General features: G+C 43.6%; 23 protein-coding genes. 17 read left to right on the top strand and 6 right to left on the bottom strand.

All coding sequences use genetic code 11. The features are described from left to right. Positions 1-515: 515 nt before the first annotated feature. Positions 516-1,793 carry a hypothetical protein gene (locus tag B5G04_RS19135; RefSeq protein WP_087251366.1) on the bottom strand — a complete coding sequence of 426 codons (1,278 nt, stop codon included), beginning with the start codon at positions 1,791-1,793 and terminating at the stop codon, positions 516-518. Positions 1,794-2,184: 391 nt separating this feature from the next. Between B5G04_RS19135 and B5G04_RS19130 the strand changes: the two genes are divergently transcribed. The 3 genes from B5G04_RS19130 to B5G04_RS19120 all read left to right on the top strand — a co-directional run bounded on the left by B5G04_RS19130 (position 2,185) and on the right by B5G04_RS19120 (position 3,478). After that, positions 2,185-2,403: a hypothetical protein gene (locus tag B5G04_RS19130; RefSeq protein ID WP_239414159.1), complete on the top strand. Its 219-nt coding sequence runs from the start codon at positions 2,185-2,187 to the stop codon at positions 2,401-2,403. A 28-nt stretch (positions 2,404-2,431) separates the two neighbouring features. After that, positions 2,432-2,764 (top strand): hypothetical protein, encoded by a 333-nt coding sequence (locus B5G04_RS19125; protein WP_087251365.1) that lies wholly within the window; start codon positions 2,432-2,434, stop codon positions 2,762-2,764. Between the two features lie 141 nt (positions 2,765-2,905). After that, positions 2,906-3,478: a recombinase family protein gene (locus B5G04_RS19120; protein WP_087251363.1), complete on the top strand. Its 573-nt coding sequence runs from the start codon at positions 2,906-2,908 to the stop codon at positions 3,476-3,478. A gap of 38 nt (positions 3,479-3,516) precedes the next feature. On the opposite strand, the gene B5G04_RS19115 is transcribed toward B5G04_RS19120, so the two are convergent. Together B5G04_RS19115 and B5G04_RS20655 are read right to left on the bottom strand one after the other, a co-directional pair. After that, positions 3,517-4,215 carry a response regulator transcription factor gene (locus B5G04_RS19115; protein WP_087398363.1) on the bottom strand — a complete coding sequence of 233 codons (699 nt, stop codon included), beginning with the start codon at positions 4,213-4,215 and terminating at the stop codon, positions 3,517-3,519. Next, entirely contained in the window at positions 4,212-5,006 is a 795-nt protein-coding gene (locus B5G04_RS20655) for a HAMP domain-containing sensor histidine kinase (RefSeq protein ID WP_239414158.1), read from the bottom strand. The genes B5G04_RS19115 and B5G04_RS20655 overlap by 4 nt, the downstream gene beginning before the upstream one ends. 889 nt (positions 5,007-5,895) lie before the next feature. Here B5G04_RS20655 and B5G04_RS19105 point away from each other — a divergent pair. The 12 genes from B5G04_RS19105 to B5G04_RS19070 all read left to right on the top strand — a co-directional run bounded on the left by B5G04_RS19105 (position 5,896) and on the right by B5G04_RS19070 (position 14,988). Continuing rightward, on the top strand, positions 5,896-6,051 hold the full coding sequence (locus B5G04_RS19105) for a bacteriocin (RefSeq protein ID WP_087251392.1): 156 nt from the start codon (positions 5,896-5,898) through the stop codon (positions 6,049-6,051). A gap of 194 nt (positions 6,052-6,245) precedes the next feature. After that, the gene (locus B5G04_RS20690) at positions 6,246-6,377 is read left to right on the top strand and encodes a hypothetical protein (RefSeq protein WP_255395980.1); all 132 of its coding nucleotides are present in this window, start codon (positions 6,246-6,248) and stop codon (positions 6,375-6,377) included. Between the two features lie 143 nt (positions 6,378-6,520). Next, entirely contained in the window at positions 6,521-6,673 is a 153-nt protein-coding gene (locus tag B5G04_RS20305) for a hypothetical protein (RefSeq protein WP_164496655.1), read from the top strand. A gap of 61 nt (positions 6,674-6,734) precedes the next feature. After that, the gene (locus B5G04_RS20685) at positions 6,735-6,863 is read left to right on the top strand and encodes a hypothetical protein (RefSeq protein WP_255395979.1); all 129 of its coding nucleotides are present in this window, start codon (positions 6,735-6,737) and stop codon (positions 6,861-6,863) included. A gap of 75 nt (positions 6,864-6,938) precedes the next feature. Beyond that, entirely contained in the window at positions 6,939-7,808 is an 870-nt protein-coding gene (locus B5G04_RS19100) for a CPBP family intramembrane glutamic endopeptidase (RefSeq protein WP_087251400.1), read from the top strand. 100 nt (positions 7,809-7,908) lie between these two features. After that, entirely contained in the window at positions 7,909-9,078 is a 1,170-nt protein-coding gene (locus tag B5G04_RS19095; RefSeq protein WP_087251390.1) for an HlyD family efflux transporter periplasmic adaptor subunit, read from the top strand. A 28-nt stretch (positions 9,079-9,106) separates the two neighbouring features. Continuing rightward, the gene (locus B5G04_RS19090; RefSeq protein ID WP_087251388.1) at positions 9,107-11,272 is read left to right on the top strand and encodes a peptidase domain-containing ABC transporter; all 2,166 of its coding nucleotides are present in this window, start codon (positions 9,107-9,109) and stop codon (positions 11,270-11,272) included. Positions 11,273-11,412: 140 nt separating this feature from the next. Beyond that, on the top strand, positions 11,413-12,738 hold the full coding sequence (locus tag B5G04_RS19085) for a TolC family protein (RefSeq protein WP_087251386.1): 1,326 nt from the start codon (positions 11,413-11,415) through the stop codon (positions 12,736-12,738). Between the two features lie 12 nt (positions 12,739-12,750). Beyond that, complete coding sequence (locus B5G04_RS19080) at positions 12,751-12,960, top strand: helix-turn-helix domain-containing protein (protein WP_087251384.1); 210 nt, start codon at positions 12,751-12,753, stop codon at positions 12,958-12,960. 98 nt (positions 12,961-13,058) lie between these two features. Next, positions 13,059-13,550 (top strand): DUF3836 domain-containing protein, encoded by a 492-nt coding sequence (locus B5G04_RS19075; RefSeq protein WP_087251382.1) that lies wholly within the window; start codon positions 13,059-13,061, stop codon positions 13,548-13,550. A 30-nt stretch (positions 13,551-13,580) separates the two neighbouring features. Next, a complete protein-coding gene (locus B5G04_RS20300) occupies positions 13,581-13,721 on the top strand; it encodes a hypothetical protein (RefSeq protein ID WP_164496654.1) in 141 nt (46 codons plus the stop codon). 127 nt (positions 13,722-13,848) lie between these two features. Continuing rightward, a complete protein-coding gene (locus B5G04_RS19070; RefSeq protein WP_087251380.1) occupies positions 13,849-14,988 on the top strand; it encodes an IS481 family transposase in 1,140 nt (379 codons plus the stop codon). Positions 14,989-15,106: 118 nt separating this feature from the next. On the opposite strand, the gene B5G04_RS19065 is transcribed toward B5G04_RS19070, so the two are convergent. Next, positions 15,107-15,370 carry a hypothetical protein gene (locus B5G04_RS19065; RefSeq protein ID WP_087251377.1) on the bottom strand — a complete coding sequence of 88 codons (264 nt, stop codon included), beginning with the start codon at positions 15,368-15,370 and terminating at the stop codon, positions 15,107-15,109. Between the two features lie 9 nt (positions 15,371-15,379). Next, a complete protein-coding gene (locus tag B5G04_RS19060) occupies positions 15,380-16,141 on the bottom strand; it encodes a ParA family protein (protein WP_087251374.1) in 762 nt (253 codons plus the stop codon). A gap of 409 nt (positions 16,142-16,550) precedes the next feature. Between B5G04_RS19060 and B5G04_RS19055 the strand changes: the two genes are divergently transcribed. Together B5G04_RS19055 and B5G04_RS19050 are read left to right on the top strand one after the other, a co-directional pair. After that, a complete protein-coding gene (locus B5G04_RS19055) occupies positions 16,551-17,240 on the top strand; it encodes a SprT-like domain-containing protein (RefSeq protein WP_087251372.1) in 690 nt (229 codons plus the stop codon). 158 nt (positions 17,241-17,398) lie between these two features. Beyond that, entirely contained in the window at positions 17,399-18,067 is a 669-nt protein-coding gene (locus B5G04_RS19050) for an Abi family protein (protein WP_087251370.1), read from the top strand. Between the two features lie 39 nt (positions 18,068-18,106). On the opposite strand, the gene B5G04_RS19045 is transcribed toward B5G04_RS19050, so the two are convergent. Then, positions 18,107-19,099 (bottom strand): replication initiation protein (locus tag B5G04_RS19045; RefSeq protein WP_239414156.1); only part of this gene is annotated, 993 nt, incomplete at its 5' end.

Raw genomic sequence — 19,099 nt, 5'->3', positions numbered from 1 at the left:
AAATCATATTTTGCCGTAGTCATGATGTAGCTTTGCATCTGGTCTTTGTTTCTGACTACTACTCCGTTGTTTTTTTTCTGTTTCGTGCGTTCCATAATCCAATTGGCTTTATGTTGTTTTGCAAAGATAGCTATTATTATGACTTGTACAAATGAAAGTCATCGATATTATAAAAATCCATTCCAAAAGTCATAGTTTGAGGCGAAAAATCCATTCCAAAAGTCATAGTTTGTATTCCAAAAGTCATAATAAGATGTTAAATACTTTCCGTAATTGATTGATAATCAGCTAAAATTTAGTTAAAACAAAAAAGGCGATAAGTATATACAAGTTATGCATATAAACAAGTCAAAGAAATTTTTAGCGGAATGTCACGAAATTCATTCCAAAAGTCATAATTCCGTTGACAAGGGAAAGCAAATTGTCAGCATAGCAGGAATAGGGACGGACTTTTCTGCGCGTTAAATTATATGTATTTATGTAATTGTATGTTAAATTTATGTTGAAAAACATAATTACATATGGATACCCTTGTTTGTGCCTAATCCGAATATCTTCTGTAGTTTTATCCATAGCTGTTTGAAAAATTCCTTGAAGTGAATTTTGTTCAGCCAAATGGTCGTATTTCCAGCCTTGCTTTTGGCAATGTTTATCTTCACTTCATTGACTTGGTGCTTTTTTCTGCGTTCCCGGTCGTACAGGAATCCTGAATAGGTTATCTCTTTTCCTGTGAGCAGGAGCCGGATATCGTTGTCTCTGACACCCATTTCCCGGAGCTCCTCGATGTTTTCTTTGGCGTTTTCCATACAGGGGAACAGTTCGGTTATCGGCTTCAGCCTTTCTTCTCCGGTTCTGACTGCCCTGCGTGTGGCTTCCCGTTCCCTTTCGTTTTGGGCGTTTGCTGTACGCAGGTTGCTCTGGAGGTTTTGGCTTTTCATCTCCAGTTCGTAATTCTCCCTTTTCAGTTCCGCAATCTCCTGCTCCTGCCGTTTGACCTTTCCGGAGTTGAAAAGGCTGGCTGTCGCATCGATGACGGTCGTCCCGGCTTTCAGCAAGGCTGTTCCCGTGTCGGCTGCCGCCCCTTTCAGCTTTTCCACCTTTATTTCGGCTGATGCTTCCTTGAGCTTCTTTTGGGTGTCCCCCAGCTTTTCCCCTGCCTGTTTCACTTTTTCCTCGATGGCGTTGCGTTCATTCTCCATCTGACGGCATTCTTTTTCGATTTGCGCCGCTTTCTCCGCTTCGACCATATTCTTGTACTGGATGGCTGAAAGGTGCTTACGGTCGGAAGAAATGCCCCTTTCCATGCCAAGGCATTCCGCCAGTATGGTCTGCATTTCCGCCATGTCCTGTTTGTTCAGCTTCCGGGTCCTCCCCGTTTCCCCGTCCGTCCAGTCGAAAATCATGTGCGCATGATAGTTCGGCTTCCATGTTTCCGCGTTCCCGTCCCAAACGCTGGCTCCCTCGTCCTTGTGCGTGTAGATTTGGAACGTGTGTATTCCGAAGCGTTCCTCCAACCTCCCGGCAAAGTCCTGAAGTTGCCGGAGTGTCGTGCCGTCCTCGATTACGACCACTCCCTCCCGGATGGGTGTCGCCTTCTTCTGCATGGACTGCCCGGTGTGCTGCCTGTACTTTTCCCTTATGTCCTCCAGCACGTCTGCTATCTTCATTTCCGACCATTGCTCGTTGCGGTGGGAGAGTTCCGGTCGTATGTAGTCGAGTTCTTTGCTGCGGAGGTTGTGCCGTTCCGCGCTGCCGATGTTGCAGGGTCTTACGTTGATGCTTGTCTTTGCCATAATCTTTCTCTTTTCGTTGGTGGATATCCGTTTGCATCGCCATCGAGCTTGCCGATGGCGGACGGGGTCGAGGGGGGTCCCCTCGCACACGACCATTTAGGGTCATAGTGTGCTATAACCTCGCAAGCAAAGTTAAGCCATTCGGACGGAATTTGCAAATGCTAAGTGTGGAAAGAGCACATAGGTCGGTACACAAAGTACACTCAGAAAAATCATCGGTCGGGGAACGCCTGCACGGCAAGGGGGTGCACCCGCACTCCCGACGAGTGCATCCATTAGAAGCCATTTTTCCGAAAGTAATTTCATTGTATCAAATTCATGTAGATTAACTATTGAAATTGTTACATAATCAAAATTTATTGTACTTTTGCGATGAAAAAAGGTGTCATTTATGGTGGATAAGAATAAAAATTTAAATAAGATGAAAGAAGGAGATTTTGTATCAGTGTCCGCTGAAGCCACAGGTTTAGGCAGACCAATGGAGGCTGTTATAGACAAGATTGAAACATTCCTTGGGCAAACCCTTGTCACGGTCAGTTATACACAACCTGACGCAAATTCCGGATTCGGAGGTTGCTTTGTTGATGCGCACATCACCGTGAAGGAATAAAAACAAATGAATTTGATTAATTGGAAGTATGGTAAATGAAAATGTATCAAAATCAAAAAGAGGTGGGAAGCGGGAAGGAGCCGGCAGGAAGAGCCGTGCCGGAATCCATTCGGTAGTCATGCGTGTACCTGCATCGATGGAGGAACTGGTACAGGCATTCATTGACATTTATTCGGATTGGATTCGCGAAGAAGGAGATAAATTTGCTCCGCACAAAACCAATGAAATGCAAAGGGCTTTTTTTAGGCAAACGGTTTCAGGAATGTTGGAATTTGAACGTGAACGGTTGGCGAAAAGGAACAAGGAGGATAGTGACAAGCGTCAACTCCGATTGTTTGAAAACGAAACGAAATCAGAATAGCTAATTTCAAAAAACGAAGGTTTTTCATACACGTTCCGGTCTTTCCAAGTTGTGCAGGAAATGCTGTTCCTGTTTGTCTGAAAACCGGTCTTTTTATCAAAGTATGAAAAATAGTATGTATGACATATTACAGACAAGACCATGATTATAGGATATGCAAGGGTTTCGAAGAATGACCAGCACCTTGACCGGCAGATAGACCGGTTGAAAAAAGAGGGATGCGAGCGTATTTATCAGGAAAAAGTGTCTGGCGCGGGAAAACTAAGACCTGAACTGGATAAGATGCTGGATGCGCTTCGTGAAGGAGATACAGTTATCGTATGTGAGCTGACCAGATTGGGGCGTTCCGTAAAGGAGCTTTTTATGCTGGCTGAACGTATTGGCGCAACGGGTGCAGATCTGCGTTCGATTAAAGAGCCTTGGCTTGACACGACCACTCCGCAAGGTAAACTGCTTTTTGCCGTATTTTCAGGCGTGAGCCAGTTTGAGCGTGACATTATCCGTGAAAGAACCCTTGAAGGGCTGGAATCCGCACGGGCAAGGGGGCGCAAAGGAGGGAGACCGAAAGCCGATGCAGGACGCATAGAACTTGCCATGAAGCTTTATGATTCCCGTGCGTGCACCGTGTCTGACATTCTCAAGGCTTCAGGCATAAGCAAAGCCACCCTGTACGCTTATTTAAAGGACAGGGAAAGTACGGAAAAGGAAACCTGAATGGAATCCTTTCCCGTAAGGTTATGTATTCCGATACGTTACTTTGCCACCAGCATCAGTCCGACACCTCTTGCGGTCTTAATTTCCACATCCGGATCATCGGTAAAGAGCTTGCGGAGTTTGGTGACAAATACATCCAGGCTACGGGATGCGAAAAAATCGTCTTCCGTATTCCAGCAACGGCTCAGGATGGCTTCGCTGCGGATGACCTCATTCTTGTTTTCGGCGAGAAGCTGCAGGATTTTGGCTTCCGTTGTGGTCAATACACGGATTTTACCCGTGTTGTCATCACGCAAGGTGGCATGTACGGTGTCGAGCGTGTAATGACCGAACCTGCAGTGCCCCTCTACCGACCTGCTTCTGGCACCTTCCTTCATTTTCAGGATGGCGTGGATGTGTGCGTCTATCTCTTCCGGTACAAACGGCTTCTTCACGTAGTTGTTCACGCCCAGTTCGTAGCCGTGTTTCACGTCTTTGGGCGATGTCATAGCGGAAGCGAACAGGATGGGCGTTTCTCCGTCCGTCTCACGGATGCGCCTTACCATCTCGAACCCGTCCATTTCGGGCATGTCGATATCGGATATGATGATGTCTGGTTTGTGTTCCTCCCAAGCGTGCAGACCCTCCAGACCGTTTTCGGCGGTAATCACTTCATAGCCGCCGATGACATCCTGCAGACCTGCTTGTACGATGTAGCATAAGTTCACATCGTCTTCAACGAGTAGTAGCTTTATCATAGTTCTTTGACCATTAAGGGTAAATAGATAATAAATTCAGTAAACTCACCTTCTATGCTGTTGACGAAGATTTTTCCTTTGTGCGATTCGATTACCTGCTGCACGAAATTCAGACCCAGCCCGAAACCGTGAGCTTTCTTCCTGCGGCTCCGGCTTCCAGCCGCCGCACGTTCGTACTTGTTGAAGATGCTGCGCTGGTCCTTTTCCGATATGCCAAGACCGTTGTCGTATATCTTGATAATGGAATAAAGGTCGTTTCTCGATGACGAGATGCGTATGTCTACACGCTCTTTGGAATATTTGATGGAATTGTCTATCAGGTTACTGAACACCTCTTCGATGTATTCCGCATCGGCGTATATCTCCGGTGTTTGCAAGTCAAACTCGAATGATACGGGCTTGTGCGATTTCACCTTGAACTTGTCAGCCAGCCTGACGAGCATCGGCTCCAGCGCAATCTTTTCACACTCCATCTTCATCTTCTTGTTCTCCAGTTTCGATATGGTGAGCAGCTTGTTGGTCAGTGTCAGCAGGCGGTCCGCCTCTTCCTTGGCGACATTGAAGAATTTCTCTTTTGTCTCCGGCTTGTCATCCAGCCTTCCGCTGTGCAGGAAGCTCAATGCCGTGAATATGGTGGTAAGCGGGGTCTTCATATCATGCACCATCGCGTAGGAAAAATCTTCCCGTATTTGGGAAATCTTATTGATGCGGCTAATGATTTTTATCTGATAAGTAATACATCCGATTACAAAAAACATGATGATAATAGTCGCTATAATCAGTAATCCCATCTGTCTTAAGAATATCCGATGCGGACTAATAACTACCATTTGAATACCTTGCGATAAGTCGGATGTGATAGGTATGATTTTAGATTTCATTATTCCAAATCCATGAACATATCCGTTAGAGTTGCTTGAAGATAAAACCTTTTGGTTTTTAGAATCTATTTTATTTATCAAAATAGGGCATTGTAAACCCGATTTTTTTAGCATACCAGATGCTATCGAATCTATTTTTATCAAGGAAATTGCCAATTCTATATCAGACAGCCCTTCGTTCAGGCTTACGATTTCAGGAGCTAATTCATTTTCACTTGCATCAGAAGGGATACTGGTTCCTACTATTTCAGTTCCTTGGGGTGCCTCCTGAAATCTAATGGAAATCTCTCTTCGAATGGCTTTCAGCAGGATTGTATTACATTCTTTATATAAATTCTTTTCAAGTGCTGTATATGTCTTATACAGCCATAGTATTTGAAGAATAATGATGGCAACTATTCCTATAAAAACGACTATGTTAATCTTTCTATATTTCATACATAAGATTTTGGGTGCGAAAATAATAACTTTTCGATAACATTGAAATAACATTTGATAGAATTATGATAGAATATATTTGTAACATGAAAAAATAGAAACAAAAATTATTTGAATTATGAAGCAATGTATATTTGAATTAAACGAGGATTCCATGCGTAATATTTACGGTGGAAAAGAAAAAAAAATTTATTATATTGATGAAGAAGGTAATGTAAAGGTAAAAGTAATAATTGTATAGAAGTAATGATATTTTTAACCTAACGATAACATAAGCATAACATAATCCCCAATAATGTTGGATTACCTTTGCATCAGTAAAACAAATCAATATTATAATAACAATTAAATAAGAACGCGTATGAAAAAGAACAAATTGAAAACTTTAGAGATTGAAGAATTGAAAAACGTGAGTGGAGGAGTGGCACCTGGACCTGACGGTGAAAGCTGTACGGAACATGGGTTGTCGGATTTCTTGAAAAACAAGAATCTCTTGGATATTCTCAAACTTAGATAGTGGAAAGAATAGTATTTGAGAGAATCAGAAATGAGGATAGTATTAACAAATAAAATTATTGCGTATGAAAGAATTGAACAAAGATGAGAACCTGTCAATTACAGGCGGGTATTTCCCTCCGACAGAGGAACAGTTGGAAAAGTTGAATCCTATCGAGAGAATTATCATTTGTTGGTAAAGTAAAAATGTAGTGTATGGAAAAGAATGAAATGATGCGTACCATGAACCTGCAGGAACAACAGGATATCAATGGCGGTGGAGCCTTGGATATTTTGATAAATACGATTGTAGACGTTTTGAATGGAAGAATACCTGTATATGTTTAATGCATTAAAATGTAATGGTATGAAAGAACTGACAGTGGATGAAATGAGATTGACTGATGGTGGAATGATTATTTTCCCTTTTTCATTAGGTTTAGAAGCAATAGAGTTAATTTCAAAAATGTTTTAATAAAAATTAGTGAGTCATGAAAGAAAATGTATTTATGGTTGAGTTGAATCAACAAGAAATGAGAGATGTAGATGGCGGTAATTGGATTAGAGTAGTTCTTGCTCTTGTAGAGTCATTTGAAATAGCAAGTGATTTTCAGGAAGGATGGGATTCTGTTCCAGACCGTTAATGAAGTCAATATTAAAGGATTAAATGTTAGAAAAAATGTCTAATAGAAAGGAGAGTTTATAATGAAGAATGAATCATATGTAGAGCTTAGTAAAAAAGAAGAGTTAGAAGTCTATGGTGGTAAAAGTATTTGGACTTTAGCGGGTGAAGTTTGCCATAAGGCATGGAATGAGATTAAATCATGGTTTTGATAAATGTTGAATTATAAACAGGATGTAGTAATAAACAAATATTACTACATCCTGTTTTAATTAGATTATTTGCTTATGTGTTATATCGAGAAAAAAAATAAAGTTAGAGTTCCATTATGGGCTGATTTGTTAATATTTTTAGTGCTTCTTTTTATTGCATCTTTAATAGGAGTAGAGAGCACATTGTCATTGATCGGTTCAACAGATTTTGAAAGTGTGAAATATTCTTTTTTATCTGCAATTATTTCTTCTATAATGGTTTTCTTGGTTATTTGGCTTCAACATTGTATTATAGACAAACGACCTTTAAGTGAACTGGGTTTATGTACTACTCACTTTGTATGGAAACATTCAAGTTTGGTTGTTGTGTGGACGTTTATAGTGTTTGCTATTGGTTTTTTGATTTGTTTATTAAGTGGTGATGTTTCTATTGTATCGGTACATTGGAATTTGAAAGACTTATCATTGAGTCTATTGATGTTTACTTTTGGTGCTTTCTATGAGGAAATTATAATGAGAGGATATCTATTGACACGTTTATGCCGATCTGGATTAAATGTTTGGCTATGTTTAATAATAACCGCAATTATTTTCTCTGCAATGCATTTAGCAAATCCTAATGTGAATTTTTGTTCTGTTGTTAACCTCTTTTTGTTTGGAATTTTAGACGGATGTATTTTTCTATATACTAAAAGTCTATGGGTGTCTGTAATAGCTCATTGTGCGTGGAATTGGATACAAGGATCAATTTTTGGGTTTAAAGTTAGTGGTTGTGAATTCTTTCAGCCTATTATAAATTTGGATATGCCGTCTTATAATTTAGTAAATGGCGGATTATTTGGATTTGAAGGTTCTATAATCTGTACTATATTATTAATACCTTTTATTATCGTTTTTATAAACCTTCTTTCAAAAAGTATTGCGAAAGACGAATGCCAGCATTAACCTAACGATAACATAAGCATAACATATCCTATTTTTTAGAACGGTTACTTTTGTCCTGTGAAAAGGAAACAGAAGTAACCGTTTTTAATTTAAAAAAGATATGCTATTACCGAACGAATGGATAGAGAACAGTATCGAGACGTACATCTATCAGCACACAACGAAATCGCAGGTGATCTACTGGGTTGTCCTGCTTGCCGTGACCGTCACATTAGTGGCACTTCCCTTTATCTATGTGGATATCTCCGTACAGGGAAGCGGCGTGGTAAGACCTGTAGCGGAAAAGGCGGAAATCACTTCCTCCATTACAGAAATCGTTGATTCGGTATTCGTGAAGGAAGGTGACCAGGTGAACAAGGGAGATGTGATTCTCCGGTTCCGAACCAACAATTCGGACTACAAGATCAATTACCAGACCAGCCGGTTGAACGACTGCAGCGCACAGCTTGCCGACCTTGCTTTTTTGGCGAACGGTGAACGTCCGGAACGGTTCAGTTCCCCGGTAAGGCAGCAGGAATACGCCTATTTCATCCGGAAAAAACAGGAACTGGAAACGGCACTGGCACAGGCGGAAAAGGAATACACCCGGAACAGGACGCTTTTTGAGAAGAAGGTCATTTCGGAAGAGGAATACGACAGTTACTACTTCAAGCTGAAAAGCCAGCAGAACGAACTGGCATCGCTTGTACAGAGCCAACTCAGCACCTGGCAGGCGGACCAGAACACCTACCGGAACACATACAATGAGATGAACTCCAGCCTGAATCAGGAGATAAAGGACAAGGACATGTATATTGTGCGCAGCCCGGTGGACGGGACGGTAGACCAGTTCTCCGGCGTGTACCGCGGAAGCAGCATTCAGGCTGGTCAGTCGCTGGCGGTCATCAGCCCCGACTCCACGCTCTGCCTGGAGGTCTATGTCACGCCGAGGAACATCGGGTTTATGAGCGTGGGTATGCCGGTGAACGTGCAGGTGGAATCGTTCAACTACAACGAATGGGGAACGATACCGGGAAGAGTAAAGGATATATCATCGGACTTCCTGACGGACAGCCAAGGCAATTCCTTCTACAAGGTGAAATGCGAGATGGAGCGTGACTACCTACAGCTGAAGAACGGAAGGGTAGGGAAACTGAAAAAAGGAATGACGGTGAACGCACACTTCATGGTGACACGCCGTTCGCTGTTCGACCTGCTCTATCAGAAGATGGACGGATGGGTGAACCCGAAACAATATGAGAACGAGACAATGGTAGCGAAATTGAATTGAATGGAAAAACGGAAAAAACAGAATGACTATGTATAAGAAAGGAATCAAGATAAAACAGCATGACATTACGGACTGTGGCGCGGCATGCCTTGCCTCTGTCTGCGCACATTACGGGCTGCAGTTCCCGGTTGCCCGCATCCGGCAGTACGCGTTCACCGACCAGAAAGGTACAAACGTGCTGGGACTGATAGAGGCTGCCAACCGGCTCGGACTTTCGGCAAAAGGCGTGAGGGCACAGTTTGAAGCCCTTGCCATCGTTCCGAAACCGACCATCGCCCATGTAATTGTGCATGAGCACCTGCAGCACTTCGTGGTCATCTATAAGGTAGAGAAGGGACACATCACCTATATGGACCCGGGAGACGGAAGGATGCACAAGGTGACGGACGAAGAGTTCAAGAGGATGTGGACGGGCGTACTCGTGCTGATGGAACCGGAAGAGACCTTCAAGAAAGGGAACATGAAAACCAGCATGACGCGGAAGTTCTTCTCACTGCTGGCACCGCACAAGAGCGTCATGATGCAGGCGGTGTTCGGGGCGTTGGTGTACAGCATTCTCGGACTGTCCACCTCGGTATATGTGGGTAAAATCACCGATTACGTGCTGGTGGACGGAAACATCAACCTGCTCAATCTGATGGGCGTGGTGATGATTGTCATATTGATTCTCCGCACCTTTATCGGAGCCATGAAGAGCATCCTGGCATTGAAGACCGGGCAGCGTATCGATGCCGCCTTGATATTAGGATATTACAAGCACCTGCTGACACTCCCGCAACAGTTCTTCGACACGATGCGTGTAGGTGAGATCATCTCGCGTGTGAACGATGCGGTGAAAATCCGGAATTTCATTAACAACGTGTCGCTCGATCTGGTGGTGAACATGATGATCCTGCTTTTCTCTGTGGGTCTGATGTTCGTGTATTCGTGGGAGCTTGCCCTTGTGACGTTGGCATCCGCACCGCTTTTCCTGCTTATCTTCTGGGGGTTCAACCGGCTGAATCGGAAATACCAGCGTGGTATCATGGAGAGCAGCGCGGACTTGGAGGCACAACTGGTGGAATCCATCAACTCCATCTCCACCATCAAGCGTTTCGGCATAGAGGACTTTGCCAACCTGAAGACGGAGACCCGCTTCGTGCATCTGTTGAAGAACACGTTCCGCAGCATTTACGGAGCGATCATGGCACAGGGTGGCATCCAGTTCGTCTCCACAGCCATCACCATTGCGGTGCTCTGGATGGGAAGCGTGCTGGTCATCGACAAGGAACTGACACCAGGAACACTGATGGTGTTCTATTCGCTCATCAGCTACGTCATCTCGCCCATCGGCTCGCTGATATCTTCCAACCAGACCATTCAGGACGCACTGATTGCAGCCGACCGTCTGTTTCAGATTATGGATCTGGAGCGTGAACAGGACGACAGCCAAAAGATAGAGCTTGAACCGGACATGATCGGTGACATCACGTTTGAGAACGTGTCGTTCCGTTACGGTTCGCGGAAAGAAGTGTTCAAAGGATTGAACCTGAAGATAGGAAAAGGAAAGACCACCGCCGTCATCGGTGAGAGCGGTTCGGGAAAAACCACGTTGATCTCCCTTTTGCAGCATATCTATCCCATCCAGTCCGGTCAGATCCGCATCGGCGAATATGACATCGCCCAGATAAGCAACCGGAGCTTACGCCGCCGGGTTGGTACGGTGCCGCAGCAGATTGAGCTGTTTGCCGGGACAATCATCGAGAACATTGCGGTGGGAGACCTGCAGCCGGACATGAAACGGATTGTAGACCTTGTGGAACAGCTCGGGCTGAAGGATTTCATCGAGCGTCTGCCCAACGGATACATGACCTATATCGGCGAGCACGGTGCTTCCCTTTCCGGGGGAGAACGGCAGCGCATTGCTATCGCACGCGCCCTGTATAAGGAACCGGAGATTCTGATTTTTGATGAAGCGACCTCCTCGCTGGATTCCATATCGGAGAAGCATGTGAAGCAGACGCTGGATGCACTGGCTAAACGGGGAAAGACCGTCATTGTCATTGCGCACCGCTTGAGCACGGTGAAGAACGCGGATAGGATTGTGGTACTCGACAAGGGTCAGGTAGCCGAGACGGGTACGCACAAGGAACTGTTCAATTCTGGCGGAATCTACAGCCGGTTGTGGAACGAGCAGTTTGACCAGTTGGATTAATTTGTTTCCATTCCTATAATCCGATATTCGGGTTGTAGGAATGGATTTTTCTTAACCTTTTGATAACTTTCCGATAACATCGTCCGTGGCTTTGTCTGTCTACTTTTGTAGAGCGAAAAACGAATAAGAAAGGACGAAATATGAAAGGATTAGTATCTATACTGGCTTTTGCCGGATTATTAGCCTGTCAGGGAAACGTACAGGCACAAGTGAAAAAATGGACACTTGCAGAGTGTATCGACTATGCAGTGACACACAACATTGAGGTAAAGCAAAGCGATAACCAGATTCAGAACTTGAAAGTGCAGAGGAATACATTAAGGAACAGTTTCCTTCCGGATCTGAATGCAGGTGCCTCGCAGAACTTCACTTTCGGACGCTCGTTGAACCAGAACAACACGTATGAGGACAGCAACATACAGAACTCGTCTTTCTCTGTAACTACGGAAATCCCGATATTTGCCGGATTCAAGCGGACGGCATCCATTGCGCAGAACCGCTTCGACCTGCTTGCCGCAGAGGCGAACCGGGAACTGATAGAGAACAACCTGTCGCTGAACGTGGCTGGAGCCTATTTCCAGATTCTTCTGAACAAGGAAATCTACCGTATAGCATTGGAACAGATACAGCTGACCAAGGAGCAGGAAGCCTGCACGCAGCTTCTTATCGAGAACGGAAAGGCTGCTGAATCACAACTTTATGATGTGCGTGCCCAACTGGCGGATGACGAGCTGACCGCTACAGAAGCGAGAAATTCTCTCCGGCTCGCCTATCTTGACCTGGCACAACTGATGGAGCTGAAAGGGCATGAGCAGTTTGACATCGATTCGCTTGGCGGAGAAATTGCCATCGCCGACACGCTGAGCCCGGTGAGCATCTATCAGTCCGCCCTGACCTGTATGCCTCAGATACGTCAGGCATATTACACCCTGCAGAGCAAGACGAAAGGCATCCGGATAGCCAAGTCCGGATATTACCCGACCCTTTCATTCGCAGCCGGAATAAACACGAACTATTACGACAACGGGAGCGGACTTGGCGAGACGTTCCGGAGGCAGCTTAACAACAACATGCAGAAAAGCCTGTGCTTTACAATCAGCATCCCGTTGTTTGACCGGTTTTCCACTCGGAACCAGGTGAGGGCGGCACGTATCGATGAGGATAATGCGAGACTGTCATTGGAAAACGAGAAAAAGCAGTTGTACAAAGACATCGAGCAGGCTTATACGGATGCGATATCCGCATTCGAGAAATACCGTTCCACCACGAAAGCAGTAATAGCCAATCAGGAAGCACATCGGTATGCATTGGAAAAATATGCAGCCGGGAAATCGACTGTATTCGAATACAATGAAATCAAGATGAAACTTGCCGACGCGCTTTCCCAACAGTCACAGGCTAAATATACATATCTGCTGAAAGACCGTATACTGGCTTTCTATTCCTGCTTTTCACTGACAGATTAACTACCTGTAATTATGCATTCAATAAAGATAAATCTCGATATCGTTTTAAATAAAAGAGGAATGACGTTGAAGGAACTTTCGGAAAAAACAGGCGTGTCTATAGCCAACCTTTCCAACCTGAAAAACAACCGTGTCGTTTCAGTCAGGTTTTCTATGCTTGATAAAATCTGTAAATCCTTGGAATGCCAGCCTGCCGACATCTTAAAGTATGAAGATGATTAACTTAATGATAACATTCTGATAACCTGAAAGGGGATACATCCTTCTTACCTTTGTGTCAGTAAAAGGAAATAAAGACGAAATAATAAAAATAGCAAGATATGGAAATTATTACAGCAACAACGATTTTTTTAGCGTCATTGAACGTATATGGCGAGTGTGGGTTTGCATACAATGCAGAAACCTCTGAGGATGGGATTGTCACAGCCAAGACTGTGTACCGTAAGTCGGTATGTGGAAAGTATCTGTCTCCGACTTTGAAATACAACTATGTGTATGACGGAGAGCAACGTCTGGCACAGAAAGAAGTGTTGAAGTGGAACGGCGTAACAGGGGAATGGGATAAATCGCACATTTTGAATTACATGTATGATGAAAGCGGATATGCCATTGAATATGCTGTATGGAACAGTGGCAAAAAGGAATACGCTGATGTGGTTGCCAAGCAGACTTATAATGAAGGCATTGACGGTGCGCTTTATATCGCTTTGTATAAATGGGATGACTCCGGGAACGACTGGGAGAAGCAGAATGATATGGTTGCCATGAACCTGTCAGGCGAACTTCTGACATCTTTTGAATTTGAATTATAATAAAATGTATAACAATAAAATGATGAATTTATGGAAAAGAAAAATTTAGAACGGAAAGTAAGACTGATTGCAATCGAAGAAATGAGAAATGTGAACGGCGGGGCGACTATTGTAGATGGGGACGAATTTGCACAACTGAAACTGCCGATTGGCATGCGCAAGAAATTCTAAGCTGATGTCGTTTTGAAAAATAATATAGGTTATGGAAGGTTGGATTGGATAATATGAATTAGTCAAGACTTAATCTGACAGTTATGGATAAAAAGATTATATTTGTAACATAAAGCCAGATTAAGTTATGACCACATCAGAAAAAGTCATCAAGAACAAGCTGGGACTGCTTGAGTTGTCCCAACAGTTGGGGAACGTGTCACGTGCCTGCAAGATAATGGGTTACAGCCGTGACAGTTTTTATCGTTTCAAGGAACTGTACGAGCAGGGCGGAGAGCTTGCCCTGCAGGAGATTTCACGGAAGAAGCCGGTGATAAAGAACCGTGTGGAGGAGCGCATAGAACAGGCGGTCATCCAGATGGCCATAGACAATCCGGCATTGGGACAGGTGCGGGTATCCAACGAACTGCGCAAGAAAGGCATCCTCGTATCCCCCGGAGGAGTACGGTCCATCTGGCTCAGGCATGACATGGAGACCTTCCAGAAACGGCTTAAGGCACTTTCCGCCAAGGTGGAGCAGGAAGGCATCGTGCTTGACGAGAACCAGGTGGCCGCGCTGGAGAAGGCCAGGGCGGAGAAACAGGCGCACGGTGAAATAGAGACCTATTATCCCGGCTTCCTTGTGGCGCAGGACACCTGTTATGTAGGGTATATCAAAGGCGTGGGGCACATCTACCAGCAGACCGTCATCGACACTTATTCCAAAATCGGATTCGCCAAACTCTACGACAGGAAGAACGCGCTCGTCGCTGCGGACATGCTCAACGACAGGGTGGTCCCGTTCTTCGAGCAGCATGACCTGAAGCTGATGAGGATGCTCACGGATCGTGGGACTGAATACTGCGGAAACAGGGAGACGCACGAGTACGAGCTGTATCTTGCCGTTGAGGACATCGACCACTCAAAAATCAAGGCCAAGAGCCCGCAGACGAACGGAATCTGTGAACGCTTCAACAGGACAGTACAGAACGAGTTCTATGCCATCGCCTTCAGGAAGAAGATATACGCTTCGATAGAGCAGCTGCAGGCAGACCTTGACATATGGATGGACTCCTATAACACCCAAAGAACGCACTCCGGAAAATACTGTTTTGGGAAAACTCCAATGCAGACTTTCCTCGAAGGTATTGAGGTGGCAAGGAGATATCGGTTGCAGGATGCCGGAAAAATGCAGCCTGATGAGCACGCTATTGCCACGTCTGGTTGCGAGAGTGAGAATAGTTGCGTATCTTCGCAGCAGACATCGGACACTTTTTTTGTCAGATAGTATAGACATTGTCAGAACAAGTCTTGACTATTACAGATAATAAATTGAATGTGTGAATCCTTGTCTGTATGTTTTTGGGATGCCTGTGTGTGGCATCCCTTTTTTTATGGAAACTAAACTATGGAGCATATCTTTCTCCCTTGTCGCTTAAATATAGATCTATGGCTTCGTTGAATGCTTGAAGTAAGGTCATTCCGTTGTCTGTTGCATATCGTTTCAGCCGGTTGTGGCGTGAAGGGTCTGTTATGTAATTGCAGGTTTTATATTTGGGCTTTTCTTGTGTACGTAAATTCGGTTGCTTTATCGCTTCTGTCGTTGGTCTTACCAATGAACTTAGCCCGGCTTTCATGTTTTCTCTCAGGTTGTTCCTTTTGTTTTCCATACGGCTGTATTAATTGAATGTTGATTCTTTTTTTAGAAATTCATCACAAAATGAAGCATAATCTTCCGCTCCTGAAGATTTTGGCGCATAGTGGAATATATCATGTTTAGCAGCTGTTGCTTCTCCGATGGCGACATTGGTTCGGATTGTAGTAGTGAACACATCCCCTTGAAAAGTGTCACGGATTATCTCTTGTATATCTTGATTGAAATTTTTTCGTCTGTCGTATTTGGTAATCAGTATTCCAGAAATGCGCAATTTAGGGTTCAGATTGTTTTTTACTTCTTGGATGACGTTTGTCAACCTGCCCATTCCTCGCATTGCTAAGTATTCTGCTTCTACGGGGATGATGATACAATCCGAAGCAGTCATTGCGTTGATAGTCAGTATAGATAAGGATGGAGGACAATCTATAAGAATATAATCGTATTGTTCCTGTACCGGGCGGAGTAATTTGTGAAGAATCTGCTCCCGTGCATACTTTTGCATTATTTCCATTTCTATTGCTGACATATCCAAACATGACGGTACAATATCCAGACCGTCTTCGTTCTTTACAATCGGAAGCCGACTGTAGCCTCTCATGGCTTGATAAATGGTATCGTCAAGTTCTGTGGAAACTCCTAAGCAGTCCGTCAGGTTTGACTGTGCGTCCATATCAATGAGCAGTACCCGTTTTCCCCGAATTTGCAGTGCTGCACCTAAATTAGCCGCAGTTGCCGTTTTCCCGACACCTCCTTTGTGGTTGATTATTGATACTATTTTCGCCATACTGTTGGTTATAAATGCTAACTGAAAAACTAAATCACTAAAATTAGTTGATTAGTGGCAAAATTACTATTAAATGCAGAATAAATCAAATGAATCAACGATTTTATTTTTTCCGTTTACTCACTCCCGTTTTCTCTATTGCATTTTAAGATGGAATAGGACATATCCTTATTGGACTATTTGGAAGACAAGAATTTAATCTTTGTGCATCATGTGTGTGTTATTTCCACTAATTCACTAAAACACTAATATTTGTAATGTACATTATGTTTTATATAAATATTTGATAAACAATAAAGTATAAGAAGCGTATATACACTAATCCACTAATAAACTAAACAACTAATAAACTATTTTTTGTAATGTACATTAAAAATAATACTTTTGTAAGAAAATAAACATCAGAAAAATGATAACGACTATACAGTTTAAGACGCTTGACGATTTGTTTCAGTTCTATAATAACCGCCTGTTCGAAGGGAAGCTGCCAGAATGCATTGTGAATATGAGCCGGAAAGGAGGTTCTTATGGTTTTTTCGCTGCAGACCGATGGAAAGGGGATTCAATGCAAAAGAAAATCATCCATGAAATCAGTATCAATCCGGATTTTATGGATCGACCGGATAAAGAATGGCATTCGACTTTAGTGCACGAAATGTGCCATCTTTGGCAGCATGATTTTGGGAATCCAAGCCGGAACTGTTATCATAACAAGCAATGGGCGTCTAAAATGATACAGGTCGGTCTGATGCCGACAGATACGGGAGAACCGGGAGGGAAGCAAACAGGGCAACAGATGTCTCATTATGTAATTGAAGGCGGTTTGTTTGATAAGGTTTTCAATGCGCTTGGGGCTGATGAATTGGAGAACCTACGCTTGAAATACAGACCTTTGCCCGCTTCTTTCCGGATGCTTCCAGCGCCTGTACCTCCACCGGGAAAATCTGCAGATACAGAAAAAGCTGAAGATAAGGAGGGGGATTGGGAGAAAAGCGGGAAACGCAAGAGATACACTTGTGGATGCGGAAACCATGTATGGGGAAAATCCGGTTTGTGGATCAGGTGCGAAGAGTGCAATATGCTGTTTTTGGAGGATTAAATGAAACGGGAGTGTCGGCGAATTGAAGCCGTTTTTTTATTCTGTATAATGGCATAAAAAACAAAACCCTGAAGTTTGTCTTTCGACAGGGACGACAGGGGATTACTTTGCAAAAGTACGCATTTGTATTTATATTTGCAAATAAAACAATAGAAATCATGAAATACAACGATTATGAAGCGGCTTTCTCCCAAGCCCGTTTAAGCAGATACCTAAATGCTTGTGCTGGGGACAAGAATAAGGCACTCATACTATACAGGCACAATTTGAAATTGTGCCAGAAATTTTATGGCGTACTTGGATTGTTTGAAGTCGTTTTTCGCAATGCGGTAAATGAACACTATAAGCGTCATTTCGGTGATGAAGATTGGATTCGGACGCAGATTCATGCAGGAGGAATGTTAGAGAGCAGTCCACAGGTATCAGATGTAACCCGTTACATCTCAAAACTATCGGATGCGGGGAAGTACACGCATGACAGGTTGGTATCTTCGGTAAGCTTCGGCTTCTGGACCTATCTTTTCAACAAACAGCCATTCCGAAAAGGCGGTCAGAGTCTATTGGCTATCTTTCCGCACAAGACCAAAGGGTTGGGGCAAAGGGCAATTTACAACGAGTTGATGGAAATCAAAAGTTTTAGGAACCGAATAGCCCACCATGAACCCATATGTTTTGATATGGACGGAAATAAGGACGTGGAATTTGCACAATCCAATTACAACCAAATCCTGAAGTATGTTGATTTTTTAGGGTACAATAAGAATGAATTATTCTATGGGTTGGATGTGCTGCCTGACAGGACAATCCAAAAAATAAGAGACCTATAACATTTGAAGCTGGGATTATCCGTTTCAAATATCCCGGCTTCATCCTTGTTTGTCCTTCAGTTTTCCTTTAAGTGCATTGATGATATACCCTTTGGGATTGCCTTTATCTCTCGATTTGCCTTTCAGTATAGCCAGTTCCCCCAGGATGTCCGGCAGTTCGAACTGTGCGGCAATGAAAACAGCCCGGTTGTTCTTGATTTCCTTGTCTGAAAATCCAAGCGAGAGCTTCAAGTAGCCAAGCACTTGCCTATTCAGATCCCATGAAAGGTTTGTCTGCTTCTGGATTTCCTGCCGGTAGAGGTCATTATCCCTGAACTGCGGCTGTAGTATCGGATAAAAACAGAACCCAACAATTTTCTTTCCTTCTTTCTGAGGGGTCCACTCGAAAGTATAGGGGGAGCACTCGTCCAGCTCTTTCTTTGCCGGTTCAATGACTTTTCGTATGAAATCCGCCGTCAGTTTGTATTTGTCGGTTACCTGGAACATTTCCTTGAGATGGTTAAGTGAGAATGACATTTTCGCTTTCTGACCGCTCATCAGTTCATAGAAGCGCATTGTATAGACGCTTTTGAAGTTCATGGCTGTCACTAACTCGTATTTGCGGAATCCTTTAGTGAAGTCAAGGCAGCAGCTCCAAATCCTTGGGTCTATTTGAAACGTGAACGTGCTCTTGTATTTTTGAATTTTTGGCAAAACAATGATATTTATCTTTTCCCATGTTTTTTCATCTTCATATTCAAAATATTTCTGAGACAAGGCTATCAAGGCTTTTTTCGCTTTTGTATAGTTATTGTCATCTTCATTGGATAGTATCGATGTGACCGGGAGGGTCACTGTTAAGTTTCCCCAAAGCGTGTGCTCCACTTTTCTACAATCTTCCGGGAATTTCAACCCCTGCAATTCACATTGGGCGAGTTCTACAAGCCTGTATAGAATCCTTTTTTCGTACACATTGAAATCATATTTTGCCGTAGTCATGATGTAGCTTTGCATCTGGTCTTTGTTTCTGACTACTACTCCGTTGTTTTTTTT

This window comes from Bacteroides sp. An51A (assembly GCF_002161565.1).
Lineage (GTDB): Bacteria > Bacteroidota > Bacteroidia > Bacteroidales > Bacteroidaceae > Phocaeicola > Phocaeicola intestinalis.
Note: the sequence above shows the minus strand (reverse complement) of the source record. Positions and strands in the feature narration are given on the sequence as shown.